18 protein-coding genes are annotated in these 21,984 nt (G+C 38.7%); 17 read left to right on the top strand and 1 reads right to left on the bottom strand.

All coding sequences use genetic code 11. The features are described from left to right. Positions 1–14 precede the first annotated feature (14 nt). The 4 genes from JET18_RS17200 to argH all read left to right on the top strand — a co-directional run bounded on the left by JET18_RS17200 (position 15) and on the right by argH (position 4,578). Positions 15–974 carry an N-acetylornithine carbamoyltransferase gene (locus JET18_RS17200; RefSeq protein ID WP_202093073.1) on the top strand — a complete coding sequence of 320 codons (960 nt, stop codon included), beginning with the start codon at positions 15–17 and terminating at the stop codon, positions 972–974. A 183-nt stretch (positions 975–1,157) separates the two neighbouring features. Further along, complete coding sequence (argB, locus tag JET18_RS17195; protein WP_202093072.1) at positions 1,158–1,955, top strand: acetylglutamate kinase; 798 nt, start codon at positions 1,158–1,160, stop codon at positions 1,953–1,955. Continuing rightward, complete coding sequence (locus tag JET18_RS17190) at positions 1,927–3,009, top strand: M20 family metallo-hydrolase (protein ID WP_202093071.1); 1,083 nt, start codon at positions 1,927–1,929, stop codon at positions 3,007–3,009. The genes argB and JET18_RS17190 overlap by 29 nt, the downstream gene beginning before the upstream one ends. A gap of 264 nt (positions 3,010–3,273) precedes the next feature. Beyond that, positions 3,274–4,578 carry an argininosuccinate lyase gene (gene argH / locus JET18_RS17185; RefSeq protein WP_202093070.1) on the top strand — a complete coding sequence of 435 codons (1,305 nt, stop codon included), beginning with the start codon at positions 3,274–3,276 and terminating at the stop codon, positions 4,576–4,578. A gap of 374 nt (positions 4,579–4,952) precedes the next feature. Here argH and JET18_RS17180 read toward each other — a convergent pair whose 3' ends face one another. Continuing rightward, complete coding sequence (locus tag JET18_RS17180; RefSeq protein ID WP_202093069.1) at positions 4,953–5,414, bottom strand: Lrp/AsnC family transcriptional regulator; 462 nt, start codon at positions 5,412–5,414, stop codon at positions 4,953–4,955. Between the two features lie 242 nt (positions 5,415–5,656). Here JET18_RS17180 and JET18_RS17175 point away from each other — a divergent pair, with 242 nt between their 5' ends. The 13 genes from JET18_RS17175 to JET18_RS17115 all read left to right on the top strand — a co-directional run bounded on the left by JET18_RS17175 (position 5,657) and on the right by JET18_RS17115 (position 21,599). Next, entirely contained in the window at positions 5,657–6,553 is an 897-nt protein-coding gene (locus JET18_RS17175; protein WP_228728585.1) for an aspartate carbamoyltransferase catalytic subunit, read from the top strand. Between the two features lie 114 nt (positions 6,554–6,667). Further along, positions 6,668–7,750 (top strand): carbamoyl phosphate synthase small subunit, encoded by a 1,083-nt coding sequence (locus JET18_RS17170; protein WP_202093067.1) that lies wholly within the window; start codon positions 6,668–6,670, stop codon positions 7,748–7,750. Between the two features lie 11 nt (positions 7,751–7,761). Next, complete coding sequence (locus JET18_RS17165) at positions 7,762–8,124, top strand: four helix bundle protein (RefSeq protein ID WP_202093065.1); 363 nt, start codon at positions 7,762–7,764, stop codon at positions 8,122–8,124. A 45-nt stretch (positions 8,125–8,169) separates the two neighbouring features. After that, positions 8,170–11,349, top strand: coding sequence for a carbamoyl-phosphate synthase large subunit (gene carB / locus JET18_RS17160; protein ID WP_202093063.1), 3,180 nt, complete (start codon positions 8,170–8,172; stop codon positions 11,347–11,349). A gap of 151 nt (positions 11,350–11,500) precedes the next feature. Further along, a complete protein-coding gene (locus tag JET18_RS17155; RefSeq protein ID WP_202093058.1) occupies positions 11,501–12,319 on the top strand; it encodes a M12 family metallopeptidase in 819 nt (272 codons plus the stop codon). A 97-nt stretch (positions 12,320–12,416) separates the two neighbouring features. Then, on the top strand, positions 12,417–13,433 hold the full coding sequence (locus tag JET18_RS17150) for a M48 family metalloprotease (RefSeq protein WP_202093056.1): 1,017 nt from the start codon (positions 12,417–12,419) through the stop codon (positions 13,431–13,433). Between the two features lie 143 nt (positions 13,434–13,576). After that, positions 13,577–14,347: an isocitrate lyase/PEP mutase family protein gene (locus JET18_RS17145; protein WP_228728584.1), complete on the top strand. Its 771-nt coding sequence runs from the start codon at positions 13,577–13,579 to the stop codon at positions 14,345–14,347. Positions 14,348–14,351: 4 nt separating this feature from the next. Then, positions 14,352–15,395, top strand: a complete 1,044-nt coding sequence (locus tag JET18_RS17140; protein WP_202093054.1) for a bifunctional transcriptional activator/DNA repair enzyme AdaA — start codon at positions 14,352–14,354, stop codon at positions 15,393–15,395. A gap of 23 nt (positions 15,396–15,418) precedes the next feature. Next, entirely contained in the window at positions 15,419–15,994 is a 576-nt protein-coding gene (locus tag JET18_RS17135) for a Crp/Fnr family transcriptional regulator (protein ID WP_202093051.1), read from the top strand. A 59-nt stretch (positions 15,995–16,053) separates the two neighbouring features. Further along, on the top strand, positions 16,054–16,878 hold the full coding sequence (locus JET18_RS17130; RefSeq protein ID WP_202093049.1) for an acyl-CoA thioester hydrolase/BAAT C-terminal domain-containing protein: 825 nt from the start codon (positions 16,054–16,056) through the stop codon (positions 16,876–16,878). A gap of 154 nt (positions 16,879–17,032) precedes the next feature. Further along, positions 17,033–19,243, top strand: a complete 2,211-nt coding sequence (locus JET18_RS17125; protein ID WP_202093047.1) for a TonB-dependent siderophore receptor — start codon at positions 17,033–17,035, stop codon at positions 19,241–19,243. Positions 19,244–19,294: 51 nt separating this feature from the next. Further along, positions 19,295–20,560, top strand: coding sequence for a PepSY-associated TM helix domain-containing protein (locus JET18_RS17120; RefSeq protein WP_202093045.1), 1,266 nt, complete (start codon positions 19,295–19,297; stop codon positions 20,558–20,560). Further along, positions 20,544–21,599, top strand: a complete 1,056-nt coding sequence (locus JET18_RS17115) for an alpha/beta hydrolase (protein WP_202093043.1) — start codon at positions 20,544–20,546, stop codon at positions 21,597–21,599. The genes JET18_RS17120 and JET18_RS17115 overlap by 17 nt, the downstream gene beginning before the upstream one ends. Positions 21,600–21,984 lie beyond the last annotated feature (385 nt).

Genomic DNA, 21,984 nt, shown 5'->3' with positions numbered 1-21,984 from the left:
AAAAAATTCATCAAATGAAAAAATTCACCTCTGTAAGCGACGTAAAAAACTTACAGGAAATTATAAAAAAAGCTTTACAAATTAAAGAAAATCCCCACTCCGAAACAGAAAAAGGAAAAGGAAAAACCATAGGTCTGGTATTTTTAAACTCAAGTCTAAGAACGCGTTTAAGCAGCCAGATCGCAGCACAGAATTTAGGATTGAATGTCCTGACTTTAAATGCAGCTCAGGAAGCCTGGAATCTGGAATTTGCAGACGGGGCAGTAATGAACGGCGATACTGTTGAGCATATCAAAGACGCAATAGAAGTGTTGAATCAATATTGTGATATCATTGCTGTACGTTGCTTTGCGGGAATGAAGTCTAAAGAAGACGATGTCAATGAAAGTATTCTGAGTCAGTTTGAGCAGCACACCAAAGTACCTGTCATTTCTCTGGAATCGGCAACAAGACACCCGCTGCAAAGCCTGGCGGACTGCATTACGATTACAGAAAACTGGAAAGAAGAGCGTAAACCAAAAGTTGTTTTAACATGGGCTCCACATATCAAACCGATTGCTCAGGCAGTAGGAAATTCATTCACGGAATGGATGCAGGAAATGGACGTTGAGTTTGTGATCACCAATCCCGAGGGGTATGATCTGGATAAAAAATTTACAAAAGACACAAAAGTAATTCATGATCAGGATGAAGCGTTAAAAGATGCTGATTTTGTCTATGTAAAAAACTGGTCGTCTTTCGATGAATACGCAGCGATGCCGGAAGTAAAAGAAAACTGGATGCTGACTGCAGAAAAGCTGGACAATACCAATAAGGCAAAAGTAATGCACTGCTTACCAGTCCGCCGTAATGTAGAATTAAGCGATGAAGTAATGGACGGTGAAAACTCTATCATCTACCAACAGGCCAAAAACAGAATTTTCTCTGCACAAGCCGTCTTCAGCGAAATTTTAGATGAATTGAATGCTAAATAACTGGAATTCCTTTCAATCCTTGTCAAGGTTTTAAACCTTGACAAGGATAAGAATCGTAAGAACGTATTTTTTAATGACCTAAACCATAAAGAGTTCCAAAGGAACGATTTACCCCAGGGTAGGATGAAATCCTATCAATAAGAATGATTTAACCCACAATAGGATGAAATCCTATCAACCAAAATGAAAGAAAAATTATACATCATAAAAATAGGAGGCGCCCTGATCGATGATCCGGAGCTGCTTGATCAGTTTTTGGGTCAGTTTTCTGAAATTAAGGAAAAGAAAATCCTGGTTCATGGAGGCGGAAAGCTGGCGACCACTTTAGCTGATAAGCTGGGCGTTGAACAGAAATTAATCAACGGAAGACGGATTACGGATAAGGAAACGCTGGATATTGTGGCCATGGTGTATGCAGGAAGTATCAATAAAAATATTGTGGCAAAGCTTCAGCAGAAAAAATGTAAGGCAATAGGATTTTCGGGAGCGGATGCGAACCTGATTAAAGCTAAAAAGAGGGAACATGCAGAAATTGACTTTGGTTTTGTAGGCGATATCGAGAAGAAAAGCATCAACAAAAAATTAATCTCAAAATTAATTAAGCTTCAACTTATACCTGTATTCTCGGCTATTACTCATGATAAAAAAGGAAATCTTTTCAATACCAATGCGGATACCATTGCCTCGGTAATTGCACAGGCTTTATCTGTAAAATATGATGTTGAGTTGTTGTATTGCTTTGATAAAGAAGGGGTTTTGGAAGATATAGACAATCCGGAGTCTGTGATAAAAACAATCTCGGAGGAAGAATTTTCTGCTTTAAAGGATGAAGGGAAGCTTCATAAAGGGATCCTTCCCAAACTTGAAAATGCACTCAGTGCTGTAAAAAATAATGTAGATAAGGTGTTCTTAATCAAAGAAACCCAATTAAAAAATCATATAGAAAATCATCATGAAGGAACTGAAATCTGTTTATCATAAGGAAGAATTGCTTGCCAATGCAGTTGAATTGCTTAAAAAGCTGATTGCGATCCCTTCATTCAGCAAAGATGAATATAACACGTCCGTGGAAATTGAGAATTTTTTTGTAAAACATCAGATTCCTGTAAAGCGTTTTAAAAACAACATTTGGGCTGTCAATAAAAACTTTGATGTATTTAAACCATCAATTTTACTCAATACCCATCACGATACGGTAAAACCTAACAAAGCATACACTTTGGATCCGTTTCTTCCGGTTGAGCAGGATGGAAAGCTGTACGGATTGGGCAGTAATGACGCAGGCGCTTCTCTGGTGTCTATGGCTCAGGTTTTTCTACATTTTTATGACAAAGAAGATTTAAAATATAATTTAGTTATTGCGTTGACGGCTGAGGAGGAGATTTCAGGATTTGATGGAATTGAAGCTCTGTTTCCACAGCTTCCGAATATAGAACTCGCCATTGTAGGAGAACCCACGCAGATGAATCTGGCGATTGCTGAAAAAGGACTGCTGGTCATAGATGGCGAAATGAAAGGAACTCCTTCCCATGCTGCTCACCCGAACGACGATAACGCTATTGTAAAATGTATGGAAGATCTTCAGGGTATTCTGAATTTCAGATTTCCTAAGATTTCAGATTATTTAGGAGAAATCAAAGTTACGTTGTCGGGAATTCACGCCGGTGTTCAGCATAATGTGGTTCCGGAATCCTGTACATTCACTCTGGATGTAAGGGTTACTGATGAATACTCCAATAAGGAAGCCTTTGAGATCATTCAGTGGCAGATGAAATCTACACTTACGGCCAGATCTTTCAGGTTGAATTCCTCAAAAATAGAAATGGACCATCCGTTTGTGCAGGCAGGTCTGGAAATAGGAAGGACCACTTACGGTTCGCCTACATCATCGGATCAGGCCATTATTCCTTGTACCTCGGTGAAAATAGGTCCCGGAGACAGCAGGCGCTCCCACACAGCGGATGAATACATCTATATCAAGGAGATTGAGGAAGGAATTGAGATCTATATCAGGATCCTGGAAAAAGTGTTGTAAAAAGAAGTTAGATATTAGAAACTAGAAGTTAGAAGTGGGAAAATTTTGTACACCCGAAACTAACATCTAATTTCTAACCTCTAACTTCTAAAAATAATGTTTTAACCCCGCTCAGCAGGCAATCAAAGTTCAGTTTTTAATAAAGATTTATGCAAAAAAGAAAATTAAAAACGAAGACTTTTCAGTGCGGAGATGTTTTTTTATAGTTAAAGATGCTTTGCTGAGCAGGTTGAAACGAATTTGAATATTGTAAAGAATAGTATTATGAAAAAAATATGGCAGAAGGATGACCTGGCCACCAATATATTAGTCAATAAATTTACAGTCGGGAAAGATCTTGACTTTGACGAACGTTTAGCAAAATATGATGTTAAAGGTTCCATGGCGCATTGCCGGATGCTGGCAGAAACCGGAATTATCTCAGGGGAAGAATCAGAGCAGATGCTTTCGGTTTTGGAAGATATTTTAAAAGATATAGAAAACGGAAACTTTGAAATCGATAAAGAAGCGGAAGATGTCCATTCTCAGATTGAGGCTATTTTAATTGAAAAATTAGGAGATACCGGAAAAAAGATCCACACCGCAAGATCCCGTAATGATCAGGTTTTACTGGATATTAAACTTTATCTGTTGGATGAGGTCCGTGAAATAACGGCTTTGACCGATGAGTTTTTTCAGATCCTCATCAAACTGGCTGAGCAGCATAAAAACATACTTCTTCCGGGCTACACACACCTTCAGATTGCCATGCCATCTTCGTTTGGATTATGGTTTGGGGCTTATGCCGAAGCATTATTAGATGATGTTGAACTGTTGTTTTCGGTGAAGAATATCATCAATAAAAATCCACTGGGTTCTGCGGCAGGATATGGCTCTTCTTTCCCTATTGACAGAGAAAGTACGACCTACAACTTAGGTTTTAAGTCTATGAATTACAATTCTGTGTACGCACAGATGACCCGTGGGAAATCTGAGAAGATGCTGTCGATGGCGATGGCGACTTTAGCAGGAACACTGGGGAAGTTTGCTTATGACGTCTGTTTATATCTAAGCCAGAACTTTAATTTTATCAGTTTTCCGAAAGAATTTACCACAGGAAGCAGTATTATGCCTCATAAAAAGAATCCGGATATTTTCGAACTGGTTCGTGCACGTTGCAGCAGAATTCAATCCTTACCTAATGAATTGATTCTGCTGACCAATAATCTTCCTTCAGGCTACCACAGAGATGTGCAGCTGACAAAGGAAATTCTTTTCCCGGCTATCGATTCATTAAAGGAATGTCTGGAAATCTTAAGCTACACGCTTCCGAATATTCAGGTAAAGGATGGAATTCTGGAAGATGAAAAATATAAATATCTGTTCAGCGTAGAGAAGATTAATGAAGAAGTAAAAAAAGGAAGTTCATTCCGTGACGCCTATGTAAAAGTAGGGCAGGAGATTGAAAATAATGAATTCGAGTTTGAAGTGGGGAATCTCGATCATAGTCATCAGGGAAGCATAGGAAATCTATGTCTGGATAAAATAGAATATCAGTTTAATAAGCTGAAAAATAAATTATTGGGTTGATCAACTTTAATCACTTGGACTTTTAAATTTGATTAAAAGTTTGATCAGATGCTTCGTGAACTTCGTTCGTAAACCTTTGGTTTATACTCAGCATGATATCGCTACAAAATGACATTTAGTATTAGATGGGTCATGCTGAGCGGAGTCGAAGCATCTTTAATATGAATGGCTAGTTTGATTTGAACAAGGAAATTATTCAAGATAATTTTAAAGTAGATTGACTTTGAATCATTAAGATCATTGAAGTTCTTAAGTTTAATTAAGAAAATCTACGATTTTAAATACAGGAAGCTTATCAGGTTTCGCTTGCGAATCCTTAACGATGCTTAATCACTTAAAATAATCTTAATGGTTTAATTAAATTTAAAAAATGATTATTCCAGATCAATCTTAAACTTAGTTGATTTTTTCACCTCATGAAGCACAATAGAACTGTGGTACTGCCCAATATTGGGGATATTTGAGATCACATTAACCGCGAAATCATTATAAGAATTAATGTCCTTTGCAATGATTTTAAGCATATAATCATATTCGCCGGAAAGACTGATAATTTCCTGAACTTCATCATGTTTCGTGATGTTTTTCTCAAAGGTTTCCAGTACTTTCTGGGATTGTTCTTTAAGACGGACATTACAGTAGACCACAATATTCAAACCCAGTTTTTCACGGTTCAGAAGACCCACATATTTCTCAATAATGCCATGTTTCTCCAGCTGCTTGATTCGTTCATAAGTAGGAGTAAACGTAAGACCTATCCTCTCTGAAATTTCTTTCACCGATAAAGTAGAGTCTTCCTGAATGATGCTGAGAATCATTTTGTCTTTTAAATCCATAGGGTAGGTTTGAGTTTTAACAAAAATATCAATTAAAAATGAGAATAAGGAACGATTGGCGGGTTTTAATTTATTTGAAACTTTGGTTTTGTAGATTCGTAAAAATGTTATATCTTTGCACCTAATGAATAAAAGAGTATTTATATCATTAGATTTACCGGGCGAAAGCGCCCTTTACGATATTTATTGTTATTAAGCGAAGATCCTGTCTTCGCTTTTTTTATGCTCAAAAAATAAGAATTATGTTTACGATTACAGAACTAAGCACCGAGAGAATCAACAGTATACTGACCGAAGCACTGGCTTTTGCCAACGGGAAAACTGCAAAAATTGAAGGAGAAATTTTCTGCTCAAATCTTTTCTTTGAAGACAGCACAAGAACAAAGACCAGCTTTGACATTGCAGAAAGAAAACTGGGGCTGCAGGTAGTACCATTTGATGCTTCACACAGCTCTGTAAACAAAGGGGAAAGTCTTTATGATACCGTAAAAACCATTCAGAGTCTGGGAGTAAACCTGGTGGTGATCAGAGACAAAAAAGACCGGTATTTTGAAGAATTAAAAAATATCAGTATCCCGGTGATCAACGGGGGAGACGGAACAGGAAACCATCCTTCCCAATGCATGCTGGATCTGATGACGATTTTTCAGGAATTTGGAAAATTTGAAGGTTTAAAGATAGGAATTGTAGGAGATGTAAAGCACAGCCGTGTAGCCAATTCAAATGCTGAAGCTTTAAGAAGATTAGGCGCCAAAGTATATTTCTCCGGACCGGAAGACTGGTTTGATGAAGGGGCTTTAATTAATGGAACGTATTTACCGGTTGATCAGTTAATCGCTGAGGTGGATGTATTGATGCTTTTAAGAATTCAGCACGAAAGACACGATGCAAAAATGAGCTACACCGCTTCCGAATACCACAGAAAATACGGTTTGACGAAAGAAAGAGAAAAAGCAATGAAAAACGGAGCGATCATCATGCACCCCGCACCTATCAACAGAGGAGTAGAAATTGATACAGACCTTGTGGAATGTGAACGTTCAAGAATTTTCAAACAGATGCAGAACGGAGTTTTCGCAAGAATGGCGATCCTGAAGGAAGCCCTGGAAAAAGAAGGGTATACCTTTAAAGAATTGTAAAAAAGTATAATGTAAAAAGTAAAATGTATGAATATAAAATACATTATACAACCGACATTATACATTGTACAAAAGAAACAATACAGAATAAAATAGAATAAAGAGATAAATAAAATGAAGAAAAAATTAATACTGGAGTCCGGTGAAGTGTTTCATGGAGAAGGTTTCGGAGCAGAACTGGAAACTGCCGGAGAAGTAGTTTTCAATACCGGAATGACTGGGTATCAGGAGTTGATCTCCGATCCGTCATACTGCGGTCAGATTGTTTGCATGACCTATCCGCTTATCGGAAATTATGGTATTAACCGTGATGATTATGAAAGTATCGAGCCGGCTATTAAAGGGCTTATCGTAAAAGAACTTTGCGATCTGCCTTCCAATTTCCGTACTCAGATCACTTTAGATGAATTATTTAAAAAGAAGAACCTTTCAGGAATTTCTGGAATTGATACCAGAAGACTTACCAGAATTCTTCGTAATTCAGGCGTTGTGAAAGGAAAAATTGTAAACGTTGAAACGGATGAAAACGAAGTTGTTGCAGAATTAAAAGGCACAAACTTCCCAACTAATCAGGTGGAAACTGTTTCTACAAAAACAGCTTACGCCAATCCGGGAAGAGGTTTAAAAGTAGTTTTGGTAGATTTTGGTTCCAAATTAGGAATCATCAGAGAGCTGTCTCAAAGAAACTGCGATATCACTGTAGTTTCCCACGACACCACAGCAGAAGAGATTCTGTTAATGGATCCGGATGGAATTATGCTTTCAAACGGTCCTGGTGACCCTGAAGACAACCCTCAGGCATTGGAAATGATCCGCGGATTATTAGGGAAAGTTCCGATTTTCGGAATCTGTCTGGGACATCAGCTGATCGGTCTGGCTTGTGGCGCTAAAACATTCAAACTGAAATTCGGACACAGAGGCGGAAACCACCCTGTACTGGATCTGGAGAAAAACAAAGTATCCATCACTTCCCAGAACCACGGTTACGCAGTAGATCAGGAAAGCCTTAAAGATACAGATCTTATTGAAACCCACATCGCCCTGAACGACAGAACCAATGAAGGTCTGAAACACAAGATCCACCCATGCTTCTCCGTTCAGTACCACCCGGAAGCAAGCCCGGGCCCTGAAGATGCGAATTATTTGTTTGATGAGTTCCTGGATTTAATGTACCAATTTAAGAATGTAACAGTTTAGCAATCATTACAATGATCAATTTCGAAAACAATCCTTTAATTGAAAAAACAGTAAAATTCTCTTTAGATATTATTGAGTTTTGCGAATTATTGGAGCAGCAAAAGAAATTCGTCATTGCTAAACAGTTATTACGCTCAGGAACAAGTATTGGTGCCAATTCTTTTGAAGCGCAGAATCCTTACAGTAAAAAAGATTTTGTGAATAAAATAAAAATTGCAGCCAAAGAACTTGAAGAAACAAAATATTGGTTATATCTGTGTAAACACTCCAAAAATTATCCTTTTGAAGATAAGCTGGAAGCACAGATCATAGAAATTGGGAAAATTATTTATAAAATTTTAAGCACAAGTTTATCAAAAGAAAACGGCTTGTAAGCATTGTTACACTGTTAGATTGATAAATTGTTACATTTTAAACTTATGAAAAGAAACGACATAAAAACAATTTTAGTAATCGGTTCAGGACCCATCATCATCGGTCAGGCGGCTGAATTTGATTACGCAGGAACGCAGGCTTGTCTGTCTCTGAGAGAAGAAGGCTACAAGGTGATTTTGATCAATTCAAACCCTGCGACTATTATGACGGATGTGGAAATCGCGGATAAAGTATATATCGAGCCGATTTCGCTTCAGTTTGTAAGCCACATCATCAGAAAAGAACGTCCGGATGCGCTTTTACCAACACTTGGAGGTCAGACAGGTCTGAACATGGCGGTAGAACTTGAAAAATCAGGAATTCTTGAAGAATGTAAAGTGGAGGTTTTAGGAACTACGCTTTCTGCGATCAACAGAGCGGAAGACAGAGACCTTTTCCGTGAACTGATGAGAGAACTGAATGAGCCGGTTCCCGAGTCAGATATTGTAACCACAGTAGAAGGAGCAATTCGTTTTGCTGATGAGATTGGATATCCGGTGATTGTTCGTCCTGCCTTTACGATGGGAGGAACAGGAGGAGGTATTGCCTCTACGGAAGCTGAACTGAAGGAGATTGCTGAACTGGGATTGAAATACAGCCCGGTAACCCAGTGTCTGATCGAGAAATCAATTGCAGGTTTCAAAGAAATTGAATACGAAGTAATGCGTGATGCAAACGACAATGCGATTGTGGTTTGTAACATGGAAAATATAGATCCGGTAGGAGTTCACACAGGAGATTCTATCGTAGTGGCGCCTTCTCAGACGCTTTCTGACAGAGAATATCAGCTGCTGAGAAATGCTTCCCTAAAGATCATCAGAGCCTTAGGAATTGAGGGTGGATGTAACGTACAGCTGGCTTTAGACCCGCATTCATTCAACTATTATATCATTGAGGTGAATCCTAGAGTTTCCCGTTCATCGGCACTGGCAAGTAAAGCGACAGGATATCCGATCGCGAAAATCGCTGCTAAAATTGCGGTAGGTTTAACGCTTGACGAGATCATGAACCCGGTAACAGGAAAAACTTACGCATGTTTCGAGCCTGCTCTTGACTACGTGGTAACAAAATTCCCAAGATTCCCGTTCGATAAATTCGAAACTGCGGACAGAAGACTGTCTACTCAGATGAAAGCGACCGGAGAAGTAATGGCCATCGGAAGAAACTTTGAAGAATCTTTACAGAAAGCCATCCGTTCTCTTGAAACAGGAATCAGACATTTAGGATTAAAAACAAAACAGGCTGAAGCTTTAACGGCTGAAGAAATCGAAAGAAGAATCAGAGTGTGTGATGATGAGAGATTATTCATCATCGGTGATGCTTTAAGAAAAGGATACGACTGGGAGCAGATTGTAGAATGGAGCAAGATCGATAAATTCTTCATCTGGAAACTGAAAAAATTAGTTGATTTCGAAAAAGTAATTGCAGCCAACAAATTTGATAAGGAAACTTTAATTCAGGCTAAGAAATTAGGCTTCGCAGATATGAACATTGCCCACCTTTGGGAAGTGAAGCAGCGGGAAGTTTTCAATTTCAGAAAAGAGAACGGAGTAATGCCGGTGTACAAGATGGTAGATACCTGCGCTGCTGAGTTTGAAAGCGAAACCCCATACTTCTACGGAACTTACGAGGAGGAAAACGAAAGTGTTGTTTCCAATAAAGAAAAGATCATCGTTTTAGGTTCAGGACCTATCAGAATCGGACAGGGAGTAGAATTCGACTATGCAACGGTTCACTCAGTTTGGGCGATCAAAGAGATGGGCTACGAAGCCATTATCATCAACAACAACCCTGAAACAGTTTCTACAGACTTCTCAATCTCAGATAAATTATACTTCGAACCATTAACGGAAGAAGATGTAATGAACATTATCGAGCTTGAAAAACCAAAAGGAGTGGTGGTTCAGTTCGGAGGGCAGACAGCGATCAACCTTGCGGATAAACTGGCTTCACACGGGGTACAGATCCTTGGAACTTCACTGGAAGACCTTGACAGAGCTGAAAACAGAGATAAATTCGAAAAGGCACTTCAGGAAATGGGAATTCCTCAGCCTCTGGGGAAAACATCCACTTCAAAAGAAGAAGCCATAAAAATTGCCAACGAGATCGGTTATCCGGTTCTGGTACGTCCAAGCTACGTATTGGGAGGCCGCGCCATGGAAATCGTATACGGTGAAGCTGAACTCGCTTACTACATGGAAAACGCTGTAGAAGCAAGCCCTAAACACCCTGTTTTGGTTGACAAATACATGGTTGGAAAAGAAATCGAGATCGATGCCATCTGCGACGGAGAAACGGTAGTAATTCCCGGAATCATGGAGCACATCGAAAGAGCCGGGGTACACTCCGGAGACTCTATCGCGGTTTATCCTACACAGAATGTTTCACAATCAGAGATTGATACTCTGGTAGACTATACACAAAGGCTGGCCAAAGGATTGAATGTGATTGGTTTAATGAACATCCAATACGTTCTTTTCGAAGGAAACGTTTATGTGATCGAGGTGAATCCACGTTCATCAAGAACAGTTCCGTTCCTGTCTAAAATTACAGAAGTTCCGATGGCGAATCTGGCTACAAAAGCTATCTTAGGACAGAAACTGAAAGATTTAGGATACAAAAACGGTCTGGTTCCAAGCAAAGAAGGAGTGTATGTAAAAGTTCCTGTGTTCTCTTTCTCAAAACTGACGAAAGTAGACATCTCCCTGGGACCTGAAATGAAGTCTACAGGAGAGGTAATGGGGAAAGATACCACACTGGAAAAAGCCCTTTACAAAGGATTGATCGCTGCAGGAAGAAAAGTTCCGATGCATGGTTCCATTCTCTTCACAGTAGCAGACAAGCATAAAGAAGAGGCAGCGGCTCTTGCAGAAAGGTTCCATGAAGTAGGATTCAGAATCTGGGCTACCGAAGGAACAGCCAAATACTTTGAGCAGAAAGGAATTCCTTGTAAAATAGGATATAAAATCGGAGAAGAAGATGTAAATCTTATCGACCTGATCCAGAAAGGAAAAGTACAGTATGTAGTGAATACCATGACCAAAGGAAAACAGGCAGAAAGAGACGGATTCCAGATCAGAAGAATGAGTGTGGAAAACGGCGTTCCTTGTTTAACCTCAATGGACACAGTAGAAGCCATCTTAAAAGTAATTGAAAGCATGAGCTTTAAAATGGAGACGATGTAATTTCGAAACCAGATAATATATTTACCCCTCGTAAGAAAGCTTGCGGGGGGCTTTTATTTAACATAATCTGAACATCGATATACTACAAAAGGGTAATTGACTAATAAACATATGCGTAGTAATTTTAAATAATATAAATAAAACTACTATTATGAAAACTATTACAACATTCGGATTACTTGCAGTGTCTCTGTTGACCTTTTTTCTGTCCTGTAATAAATCATCAAGTGATATACAGAAATCAAAAACAGAGCCTGACTCAAAAATGAAAATTGCAACTTTGTCAAATGATTCCCTGAGAAAAATAAAAGTTTGTACAGCTTTAGTAAGCGAATCACATGCTCTTGATTCAGGGAAGGAGGCTTTTGGTAACTCTGACTTATTCTGGCCTGAAGACAAAAGAACTCTCTACGTCAATTTTCTCGATGGAGATCCAATCGTTCAACAAAAAGTAATGAATGTAGCAAAACAATGGGAAAATTATTGTGGCCTTAAATTTATATTTTCAAATAGCCCTAATCCTGATATTACCATTTCTTTTAATGAGATAGGCTCTTGGTCTTATATAGGAAAAGATTCCAAGGGAAAAATACCGTCCATGAATTACGGCTGGCTTAATGCTGATACACCACAATCTGAATATGACAGAGTGGTACTGCATGAGTTTGGACATGCGATTGGATTATGTCATGAGTTTCAATCTAGTAATAACAATCCAATTATTTGGGATGAACCGGTTGTTTATCAGTATTATATGGGGCCTCCGAATAATTGGACCAAAGAAGAAGTAGATTATAATCTTTTTAAGAGGTACAGCTCAAGTGAATATAATGGAACCGAATTCGACCCGTTTTCAATAATGCAATATTCACTACCAGCTGAATTCACGAAAAATGGATACCATTTGAGTTCTGTTTATAAGTTATCAGAAACTGATAAAAAGTTTATTGCAAGTATATATCCAAAGTAAAATAGATATGTGTAAATTTTTGTGTATAACTATTATTGGGCTTTATACTTTATTGTATGTGTCCTGTAATCCAAAGAGGGCTGAGGAAAATTTTGTTATGCCAACAAAAAAGGACAAAGGTGTTGTCGAAAATTTCAAAAAAGCATGTTTTTTTGTTTCATCACAAAAAGAAATAGACTCATTAAAAAAAGTTTCTAAAATAGATATAGAGCTGCCTACCAATAGGGAAATTGAACAGGTTAGACAGATTACAGACTTTATTGGGCTGCCTCAAAATTTTGGAATTTATAAAGGGAATATACGTAATGCAATGGCAGTTGTTATTAACGGAAAAAGAATTATTATTTTTAGGAAAGATTTATTAAGGAGAATTGATAGAGCGGGAGGAAGTGAATATTGGTCTTCAATGTTTATACTTGCTCATGAAATTGGACATCATTTAAGTAATCATTTTTCTACCGACAGTCCGAATTCAAAAGACACAGAACTTGAGGCGGATTTTTTTGCAGGATCAGTGCTTTGCCGGCTTGGAGCATCATTAGAAGAAACAATAAAACCAGTTAGTTTTGGGTTTTTAACCACCTCTATGGATCATAATAATCATCCTGATAAAAAAAGTAGAGTAGCAATGATTACAAATGCGTGGAATAGTACTAATCTTCAACTTAATAATACTTTTGCTGTCCCGCCGCCGCCGCCAGATGACGATGTAGATTTTGGAACACAATCAATATTTACACCGGAAGATTTCCATTTAATGCATGATGATCTATTAAATAATATAATTGAAAATAAATCATATTACGAGTTGGAGGGCATTATTACCAGAATTCATTATAATGATTCTATATATTTCAATTCGCCGAATAATATTCAAGAAATCCAAGTTGAGATAACCAAAGACAATACAGGTTTTTATGAAAATAAAGAAAGTGGCGTAAAAATAGGGACTCGGATATTAGTGCAGGTTCCTACGGGCGAGGAAATGTGTCACGCCTGTATTAGAAATTATCTCTCTATTTTAGCTAGAGGAAGAAAAATCCGTTTCAAAACATATATATATGGATCTGGTTTAGATTCATATATGTTTTATTTGGAAAAATTAAAAAGATAGTGTGATAATAAATGAATATTCAGATAATATATTTCAAACCCCGCGAGTTTCTTGCGGGGTTTTTTCATAAAGACCTAAAAAATACTTGTCCGTTTTTCGGTTGTATAGCAGGAGGATCTGTATTACTTTTATAAAAAATTAAAATGACAGCAATTCATAAATTCAGAGAACTGCATAAGCAGGATGATCCGTTATTAATAGGGAACGTTTGGAATGTACAAAGTGCCAAGATATATGAAAAACTAGGCTATCAGGCAGTAGCAACCTCGAGTTCTGCCGTAGCCTTTAGTTTGGGATATGAAGATGGTGAAAACATGAGCTTTGATGAATACTTTTACATTATTGAAAGAATTTTGAAATCCATTACAATTCCTCTGTCTGTAGATCTGGAAGGAGGTTATGGGAAATCGGTGGAAGAAATTGTTTTAAACATTTCCAGACTGGGAGAGGCAGGCGTCGTTGGAATCAATATTGAAGACAGTGTCATTGTTGATGGAACCAGAAAACTATTGAGCACACATGATTTTTATGAAAAATTAAATGCAGTCATTCTGAAACTTAAAGAGCAGAATATTGATATTTTCATCAATGTCAGAATAGATCCGTTTCTTTTGGGTGTAGACAATCCGGTACAGGAAACCCTCGACCGGATGGAAATCATTGAGAGAGCAGAGGCGGATGGAATTTTCGTTCCATGCATTACCGAAGTACAGGATATTGAAAACGTTATTAAGACGGCAAAGCTTCCTTTCAGTGTGATGTGCATGCCTGAACTTCCCGATTTTCAAACCCTGAAAAGGTTGGGTGTTAAAAGAATTTCATCAGGAAATTTCTTAAATGGTTATATTTATGGCCGATTGGAAACGGCATTAAAAGCCATTGGGGAAACAGAAAGTTTTTCACCGATTTTTTAGAATTATGAAACTTACAGAAGAAAGGATGTATCAGGCATCTTTGGAAAAAGATTCCTCATTTGAAGGCATTTACTGGATGGCTGTAAAAACCACGGGTATATTCTGCCGGCCCACCTGTACGGCCAGAAAACCCAAAAGAGGGAATGTAGAATTCTTTGTCAATACCGAAAAAGCAATAGAAAACGGCTACAGACCCTGCAAAATATGCAGACCGCTTGAAAAACTGAATGAAACACCCCAATATATTCAGGATTTGCTGGATGAGCTGCAGCAGAATGAATCATTAAAAATTAAAGACGCAGACCTTTTGAAAAGAAATATTGAACCGGTAACGATCAGACGGTGGTTTCTGAAAAATCATGGAATGACCTTTCATGCCTTTCAAAGAGAATCCCGAATGAATAAAGCATTCAAAAAAATAAAAAACGGCGAAAGTATCATAGAAGTGGCATTGGATTCAGGTTATGAAAGTTTAAGCGGATTTAATGAACGTTTTAAAGAAGTCATTGGTACCACACCTAAAAATACAGACCGCCGGACGATTATTGACCTGAAAAGAATAGAGACGCCATTAGGCCCCATGTTCGCCTGCGCCTGCGAGGAAGGAATCTGCCTGCTCGAATTTACGGACCGCAAAAATATAGACCGGCAGTTGGCCCATTTGTCCAAAGTAATGAATGCAGAAATAGTTCAGGGTGAAAATAAACATTTCGAACAGCTGGAAAACGAACTGAATGAATATTTTGAAGGGAAAAGAACAACGTTTGAGGTACCTCTTTACATTACAGGAACCGATTTTCAGAAGAAAGTATGGCAGCTTTTAACCGAAATACCCCAGGGAGAAACCCGTACCTACAAGCAGCAGTCTGAATTTTTGGGCAATCCTAAAGCCATACGTGCTGTAGGAACAGCCAATGGAATTAATAAAATTGCCATTATTATTCCGTGCCATCGTGTGATAGGTTCAGATGGCGATCTGGTAGGGTATGCCGGAGGTATATGGAGAAAACAAAAGCTGCTGGAACTGGAAGGCGCCATCTTATTTTAAATATCTTTACACAAAACACCATCATGTCCTCAGAATTTGATCCAATTATAAACCATTTCAGCCAATACATCAGGCTCAGCGAGACTTTAAAAAAAGAACTGCTGGACAGGTTATCCTTTCAGACTTTTGAAAAAGGAGAAATTCTGCACGATTCCGATAAGATCTGCACCAAAAGTTATTTTATCCTGAATGGCTTAACGAGAACTTATTATATGAAGGACGGAACCGAGATCAGCGAATATTTCTCCAGCGAAAATGAATGGGTGAATTCTCCCAAAAGCTTTATTGGACGCATCAAAGATATCTATTCCATCGACTGTCTCGAAAAAACGGAAACCTTCTGCCTGAAAATAAATGATCTGGGCTATCTGTTTGACAACTTCCCCGAAATGGAAAGGTATGCAAGACTGTCAATGGGAAGTGTTTTCGGACATCTTATGGAACGGATTACCTCACAGAGATTTACCACAGCTAAAGAAAAATATGAACATTTCCTGACGGTTTACAAAGGAATCTATCACAGAATTCCATTGGGAATGACAGCTTCTTACCTTGGAATTACACAATCCACGCTCAGCAGACTGCGCGCAGAAAAGTAGTTTTTGATCTAGAGCAAAAATAATCCGGGAAGTCTGCAATATTTTTGTCAAAAAAAACAATGAAACTACTCTTTAAAATTTTCTTTCTCCTTGCTTTTTCCTGCACGGTGCTTAAAGCTCAGGATACGATTCATTCAAAGAATACAGATGCTATTTTATACCAACCTTCCAAAAAGATCCGCGGTCTCGTCGTAGGACTTGGAGGATCAGAAGGGGGCAACGCATGGGCATCAAAACACTGGAAAAACACAAGAGACCAATTCCTTGAAAAAGGATATGCATTCCTGGCGCTGGCTTATTTCGGTTCCAAAAATTCTCCAAAGCTGCTTGAAAAGATTGAAATTCAGGAGGTCTATCATGCTATAAATCTTTCAAAACAGAAAATTCATACCGATAAAGTTGCCATAATTGGCGGTTCCAGAGGAGCAGATCTTGCCCTGTTGCTGGGAAGCTATTATCCTGATATTTCCTGCATCATCGGTTTGTCAGCCAGCCACGCTGGTTTCCCCGGAAATACAGATCATTTTTCCACTTCCAGTTGGACGTTTAATGGAAAAGAACTTCCGTTTGTTCCGGTCAACGAAGCTGCAGTTCCTTTTATGATGGAAAGAAAAATAAGACAGGCTTTCGAAGCAATGCTTCAGGACAAGGAATCTGAACAGAAATCCCTTATCAAAGTGGAACAGATCAAAGCTCCAATTCTCCTGATGTCCGGAACCGAGGACGAAATCTGCCCTTCATCAGAAATGTCTGATAAGATCATTCAAAGATTAAAGGACAACCGTTTTAAATACCATTATGAACATGTGAAGTTCGAAGGCGGACATTCCGAACCTTATCAGCATTTCGATAAAGTCTTTGATTTTCTTCAGAAAAACTTCTAATCTACTTACCCTGATCTTATCCTCAACCTTAACCTTAACCTCCAACCCGTCTATTCATCGCATTTTATAAGAAGTAAATTTTATGACATGTATCATATTTTTATTTAGAATTAATAAAAATAAGATATTTTTGCAGAACTAACTTACTTATACAATGAAAAGAACAATTATTTCTGCTTCCTTATTAGCAGTATCCATGCTGAGTGCTCAGGAAACCGATACCATCAAAGTTTCTGAAATCCAGTCCGTATCGCTTCAGGGAACCAACAACTACAGAACCAAAAAATCTGAATCTGTAGCGAGACTTCCACTCGAAAACCTTGAAAATCCTACCGTATACAACATCGTCCCGAAAGAGATTATCAGCGAGATGAACGCTGTAGATTTTAATACCGCAATGGCTTCCGCGCCAGGTGTTGTGGTGAGTAACAGTGTGAATGACAGCGGGAATGATATTTTCCTGAGAGGTTTCAGTGCTTCCGCGAATTTTAGAAACGGACTTCTTCAAAACCCAAGGGTACAGTCTGAAATTGCAAACGTAGAAAGGGTGGAGGTGATCAAAGGGCCTTCCGGAACCTTATTCGGAGGAAGTCTGGCCAATTATGGAGGAGTCGTGAATATTGTCACCAAAAAACCTCAGGAAACCTTCGGTGGAATCATTGGATACACTACGGGAAGCTGGGGCATGAACAGGATCACGGCAGATGTCAATGCACCTTTAAATAAAGAAAAAACGGCGCTGGCCAGATTCAATGTAGCAGCCTATTCCCAGGATTCTTTTCAGGATGCAGGATATAACAAAGGGCTTTTCTTCTCAGGAAGTATTTTATACAAAGTAAATGATAAAACCACAGTTACCTTAGATACAGAATTCCATGCGCCGGAGAAAACACTCAATGCTTACGTAAGACAGTCTGAAAAATTGACGATCGGCTCTATGAAAGATCTTGCAGGCGCTCACGAAAGGTCATTTACCAGCAATGACATCGGCTCCAAAAGAACCAATTTCGTAACGATGGCAGAAGTAACGCATAAATTCAATGATCAATGGACTTCCAGAACCTCATACCAAAGGGGAGAAGCCAATGAAAACGGATCTATATTTTTAGTCTTAAGCTATATTGACAATAATACCGTAAGCCGCGGGATCCGTCCTTTTGACAATTTTAAAATAACCACAGACAATATTCAGCAGAATTTCGTCGGGGATTTTAAGATCGGGAATTTAAGAAACAGGTTGGTTGTAGGGTTGGATTACTATCAGCAGAGCACGAAAAACCAGTACGGAATGTTCAAAAGAAGTGCAGCCGATACTGTGGGATCTGTTTTTGCTCCCTATGATATTATTAAATTAAATGAAGCTTCACCATGGCAGCCCATTTCCAGAAGTCTGGTCGAAAATTTAGAAAGAATTCCAATCAATCAGAATCCGGGAAGTCCTGATAACCCGGCCAGCCTTGCAAAACCAACGAATCTGGAGATCACCCGTTTCAGTACATTCAGTGCTTACGTTTCAGATGTATTGAACCTGACCGATAATCTATTGATCATGGCCAGTTTAAGAATGGATAATTATAAAAACGAAAATACCATCGTCAATGGGGTGGAAGTATCCGAATCCAATGGTTTTCAGTCCAAATATGTCATGGGCTATACCCAGACCCAGTTCTCTCCAAAATTCGGTTTGGTGTATGAGATCGTGAAAGACCAGATTTCATTCTTTGCCAACTATGTCAATGGATTCAAATATTTTGCGCCGTCGGCCAATCAGGATGGCGTTCTTACCAAATGGGATCCCGAGCAGGGAAATCAGATTGAAGGTGGTTTTAAACTGGATCTTTTCGGTAAAAAATTACTCTCTACCATTACCTACTACAATATGAACATCAAAAATCGTTTGGTTGCTGATCCGGGAGGTGCGGGAAGCATACAGGACGGGAAAATCAAAAACCAGGGATTTGAAATGGATGTGATTATGAATCCTTTCAGAGGCTGGAATATCGTGGCCGGATATGGATTTAATGATAATAAATATGACGACAGAGGAGTCAATAACGGAAAAAGAATTGCCTGGACTCCAAAGCATGTGGCCAACCTGTGGACCAGCTACAAGATCATGGATGGTTCATATGAAGGCTTAGGTTTTGGTGCCGGATTCAATTTTGTAGATAAAACTTATATCAATATCACCAACCACTTCCTGTCACCTGCGTACACCACCGTTGGAGCCACTGTTTTCTATGACAAGAAAAAATACAGAATAGGTCTGAAAATGAATAATGCCCTGAATGAAACGTACTGGAATTTCTACGGCCAGCCTCAGAAGCCGAGAGAAATCCTGGCCAATTTTGCATTTAAATTCTAACCTCAATTAAACAAAAATAAGAGCGGTAATCCTTTGCCGCTCTCTATAGATATGGAAAAGAAAACAACGGATAAAAAGAAAAGGCAGGGGAAATCCCTGACCAAAAAAATTACAGGCTGGCTGCATCTCTGGCTGGGGCTGGTTTCTGGGATTATTGTCCTGGTGGTGACGCTTTCAGGGACCATGTTCGTCTTCTGTGATGAAATCATCGACCTTTGTGGAGGAAATGCTAAATATGTTCAGGCTCCGCCGAATGCTAAAAAGATGGCTCCGGAAGAGCTGCTTGCCCGGTTTCATCAGCAGGTTCCGGACAGAAAAGCATTTTATTTTGATACCTATATAGAAGCTGGCAGGAGTTTCAGGGTAGCTTCAGCCACCCAACCTCCCAAAGAGAAGAAGGCAACGAAAGCAGGAAAATCAAAAGAACGCGGGCCGAGAGGGGTATTTGCTTACCATTATCTCGATCCTTATACCGGAAAAGTGATTGGTTCTACAAAAAGCTATGAGTTTTTTTACATCGTAGCCCATATTCACGCCCAGCTGCTGGCAGGAAAATTCGGGAAAACGGTAGTAGGAGTGGCTTCCATTATATTTTTCGTGCAGCTCATTGGCGGATTGATTCTCTGGTGGCCGAAGAAATGGAACAAGACTACCAGAACTACAGCATTTAAAATAAAATCAGGAACGAAATGGAGAAGGAAGAATTATGATTTCCACAATGTTTTTGGGTTTTACTCACTGCTTCCGGCGGTATTTATTACCATTACCGGATTGATCATGGCGTATGAAATTCTAACCAATCTTACGCAGGAAGCTTTCGGTGGAACCAAGGACGCCCATGAGATTGCTGAGAAATATGAACCAAAATTTGATCCGGAAAAAAAAGCATTGTCCTATACGGATTTTGTCAATAAAAATTTCAACAAATTTCCTGAGGCGGAACAGTTCAGGATGAGCCTTCCGAGAAATGATTCCGCAACGGTTTATCATGTGGTAGCAGCTAAGTTTATCGGGTTGAAAAGTCTGGATAAAGGCAAAAGCATGGAAACCAATAAATATACAGGAGAGGAAATTATGTATCCTAAAGAAGTTCAGATGCATGAAGTGATTGAACACATGAATTTTGATCTCCATGTCGGGTATTGGGGCGGTATGTTTGGGAAGATATTCACTTTTGTGATTGGAATTATCTGTACCAGCCTTCCTGTAACAGGGTTCCTGATCTGGTGGGGAAGAAGAAAGAAATCACCCAAGAAAACAACAGAAGTTAAAAACATTCATCAACATAGAAAAGAACATCATGAACAGCCGGCTTAAATTTTTATTACTGAATCTATTCCTTTTTTTCGCTCTTTTGACTAAGGCGCAGGAAAAAATCACAGTGGGAGAGAAACAAACCTTATTTTCAACTGTACTCAATGAAAAAAGAGAGATATGGATCCATCTTCCAAAAACATACAATGATACGGGGATCAACCCTGCGAAATATCCTGTCATTTATCTATTGGACGGAGAAATTAATTTCGAGTATTACGCCGGAATGAGTGATTTTCTGGCTAAACCTCCCTACGCTGAAATGCCGGAGTGCATTGTTGTCGGGATTAAAAACACGGAAAGAACCAGAGATCTTACCCCGACAAAATCCGGAAAGAAAAGCCCGGTGAATTCCAATGTCGTTCTTTTCGGGGATAGCGGCGGAAGTGAGAATTTTGTCAGATTTATACAGGAAGAGTTGAAACCTTTTATCAGCAAAAACTACAGAACGCAGGATTATTCTGTTTTGGTAGGGCATTCTTTCGGGGGACTTTTTGCCGTGAATGTTCTGCTTACCCACCCGGAATATTTCAATGCTTACGTAGCGAACGATCCAAGTTTATGGTGGGATAATAAGGTGTTGATATCCAGAACTAAAGATTATCTGGAAAAGAATAAAAATTTTCCGGCTCATAAGTTCCTGTATGTTGCTCAGGCTGACAACGAAGAACAGAATAAAAACTGGAACTCCGATATGACCCAGGCGATTGAAGAATTTAAAGAAATCATCGAAAAGAATGGTTCATTAAACTATAAACACCATTTCTATGAAAATGAAGTTCATGGAACGGTTTCCTATCCCGGAAATTATGATGCCGTGAAATTTATCTTTAAAGGTTTCAGAACCGATATTAAAAAACTGTCTAAGAATCCACAGCTGCTTGAAGAAGAGTATAAAAGATTTTCAGAGAAGACAGGAACCAATTTTCTTCCTTCCGAAACGTATCTGAATGTAGTTCTTAAATTTATGAAAAGCAATGACTTTAAAGAATCGGAAAAGTATTTTAATGATTTGAAACATAAGCTTTATCCTAAAAAATAATACATTAAATCTCCCGCAGATTTAGCCGATTATGCAGATTTTTTTGTCTGATTAAATTCTTTTAAACTGTTTCATCTGTGGCGAAATTTAAAAATGTTTGCACGAAATGTCTGATTGGGCATATTTGATTTTTACTTTGAGGAAGCTCCTTGTCACCATGGCAGGGAGCTTCTCTTTTATTTGGGCAAATTAAAAACATTAGGATTAGTGAAGGAGTCAACGGTAGTTAAGAGAAATCTAAAGATTTTTATGTAATGCGTCTTAAAGCAAAGCTCAACCTTAATATTCTTAAAACCTTACAAAAACTTAATGGTTTCAAATTTTATTTCCCGCAGATTTCGCAGAAGGCACAGATGTTTGCGTAAATTTTCTGTTATTAATATTC

Origin of the sequence: Chryseobacterium endalhagicum (assembly GCF_016745235.1) — a bacterium.
GTDB classification, from domain to species: domain Bacteria; phylum Bacteroidota; class Bacteroidia; order Flavobacteriales; family Weeksellaceae; genus Chryseobacterium; species Chryseobacterium endalhagicum.
Note: the sequence above shows the minus strand (reverse complement) of the source record. Positions and strands in the feature narration are given on the sequence as shown.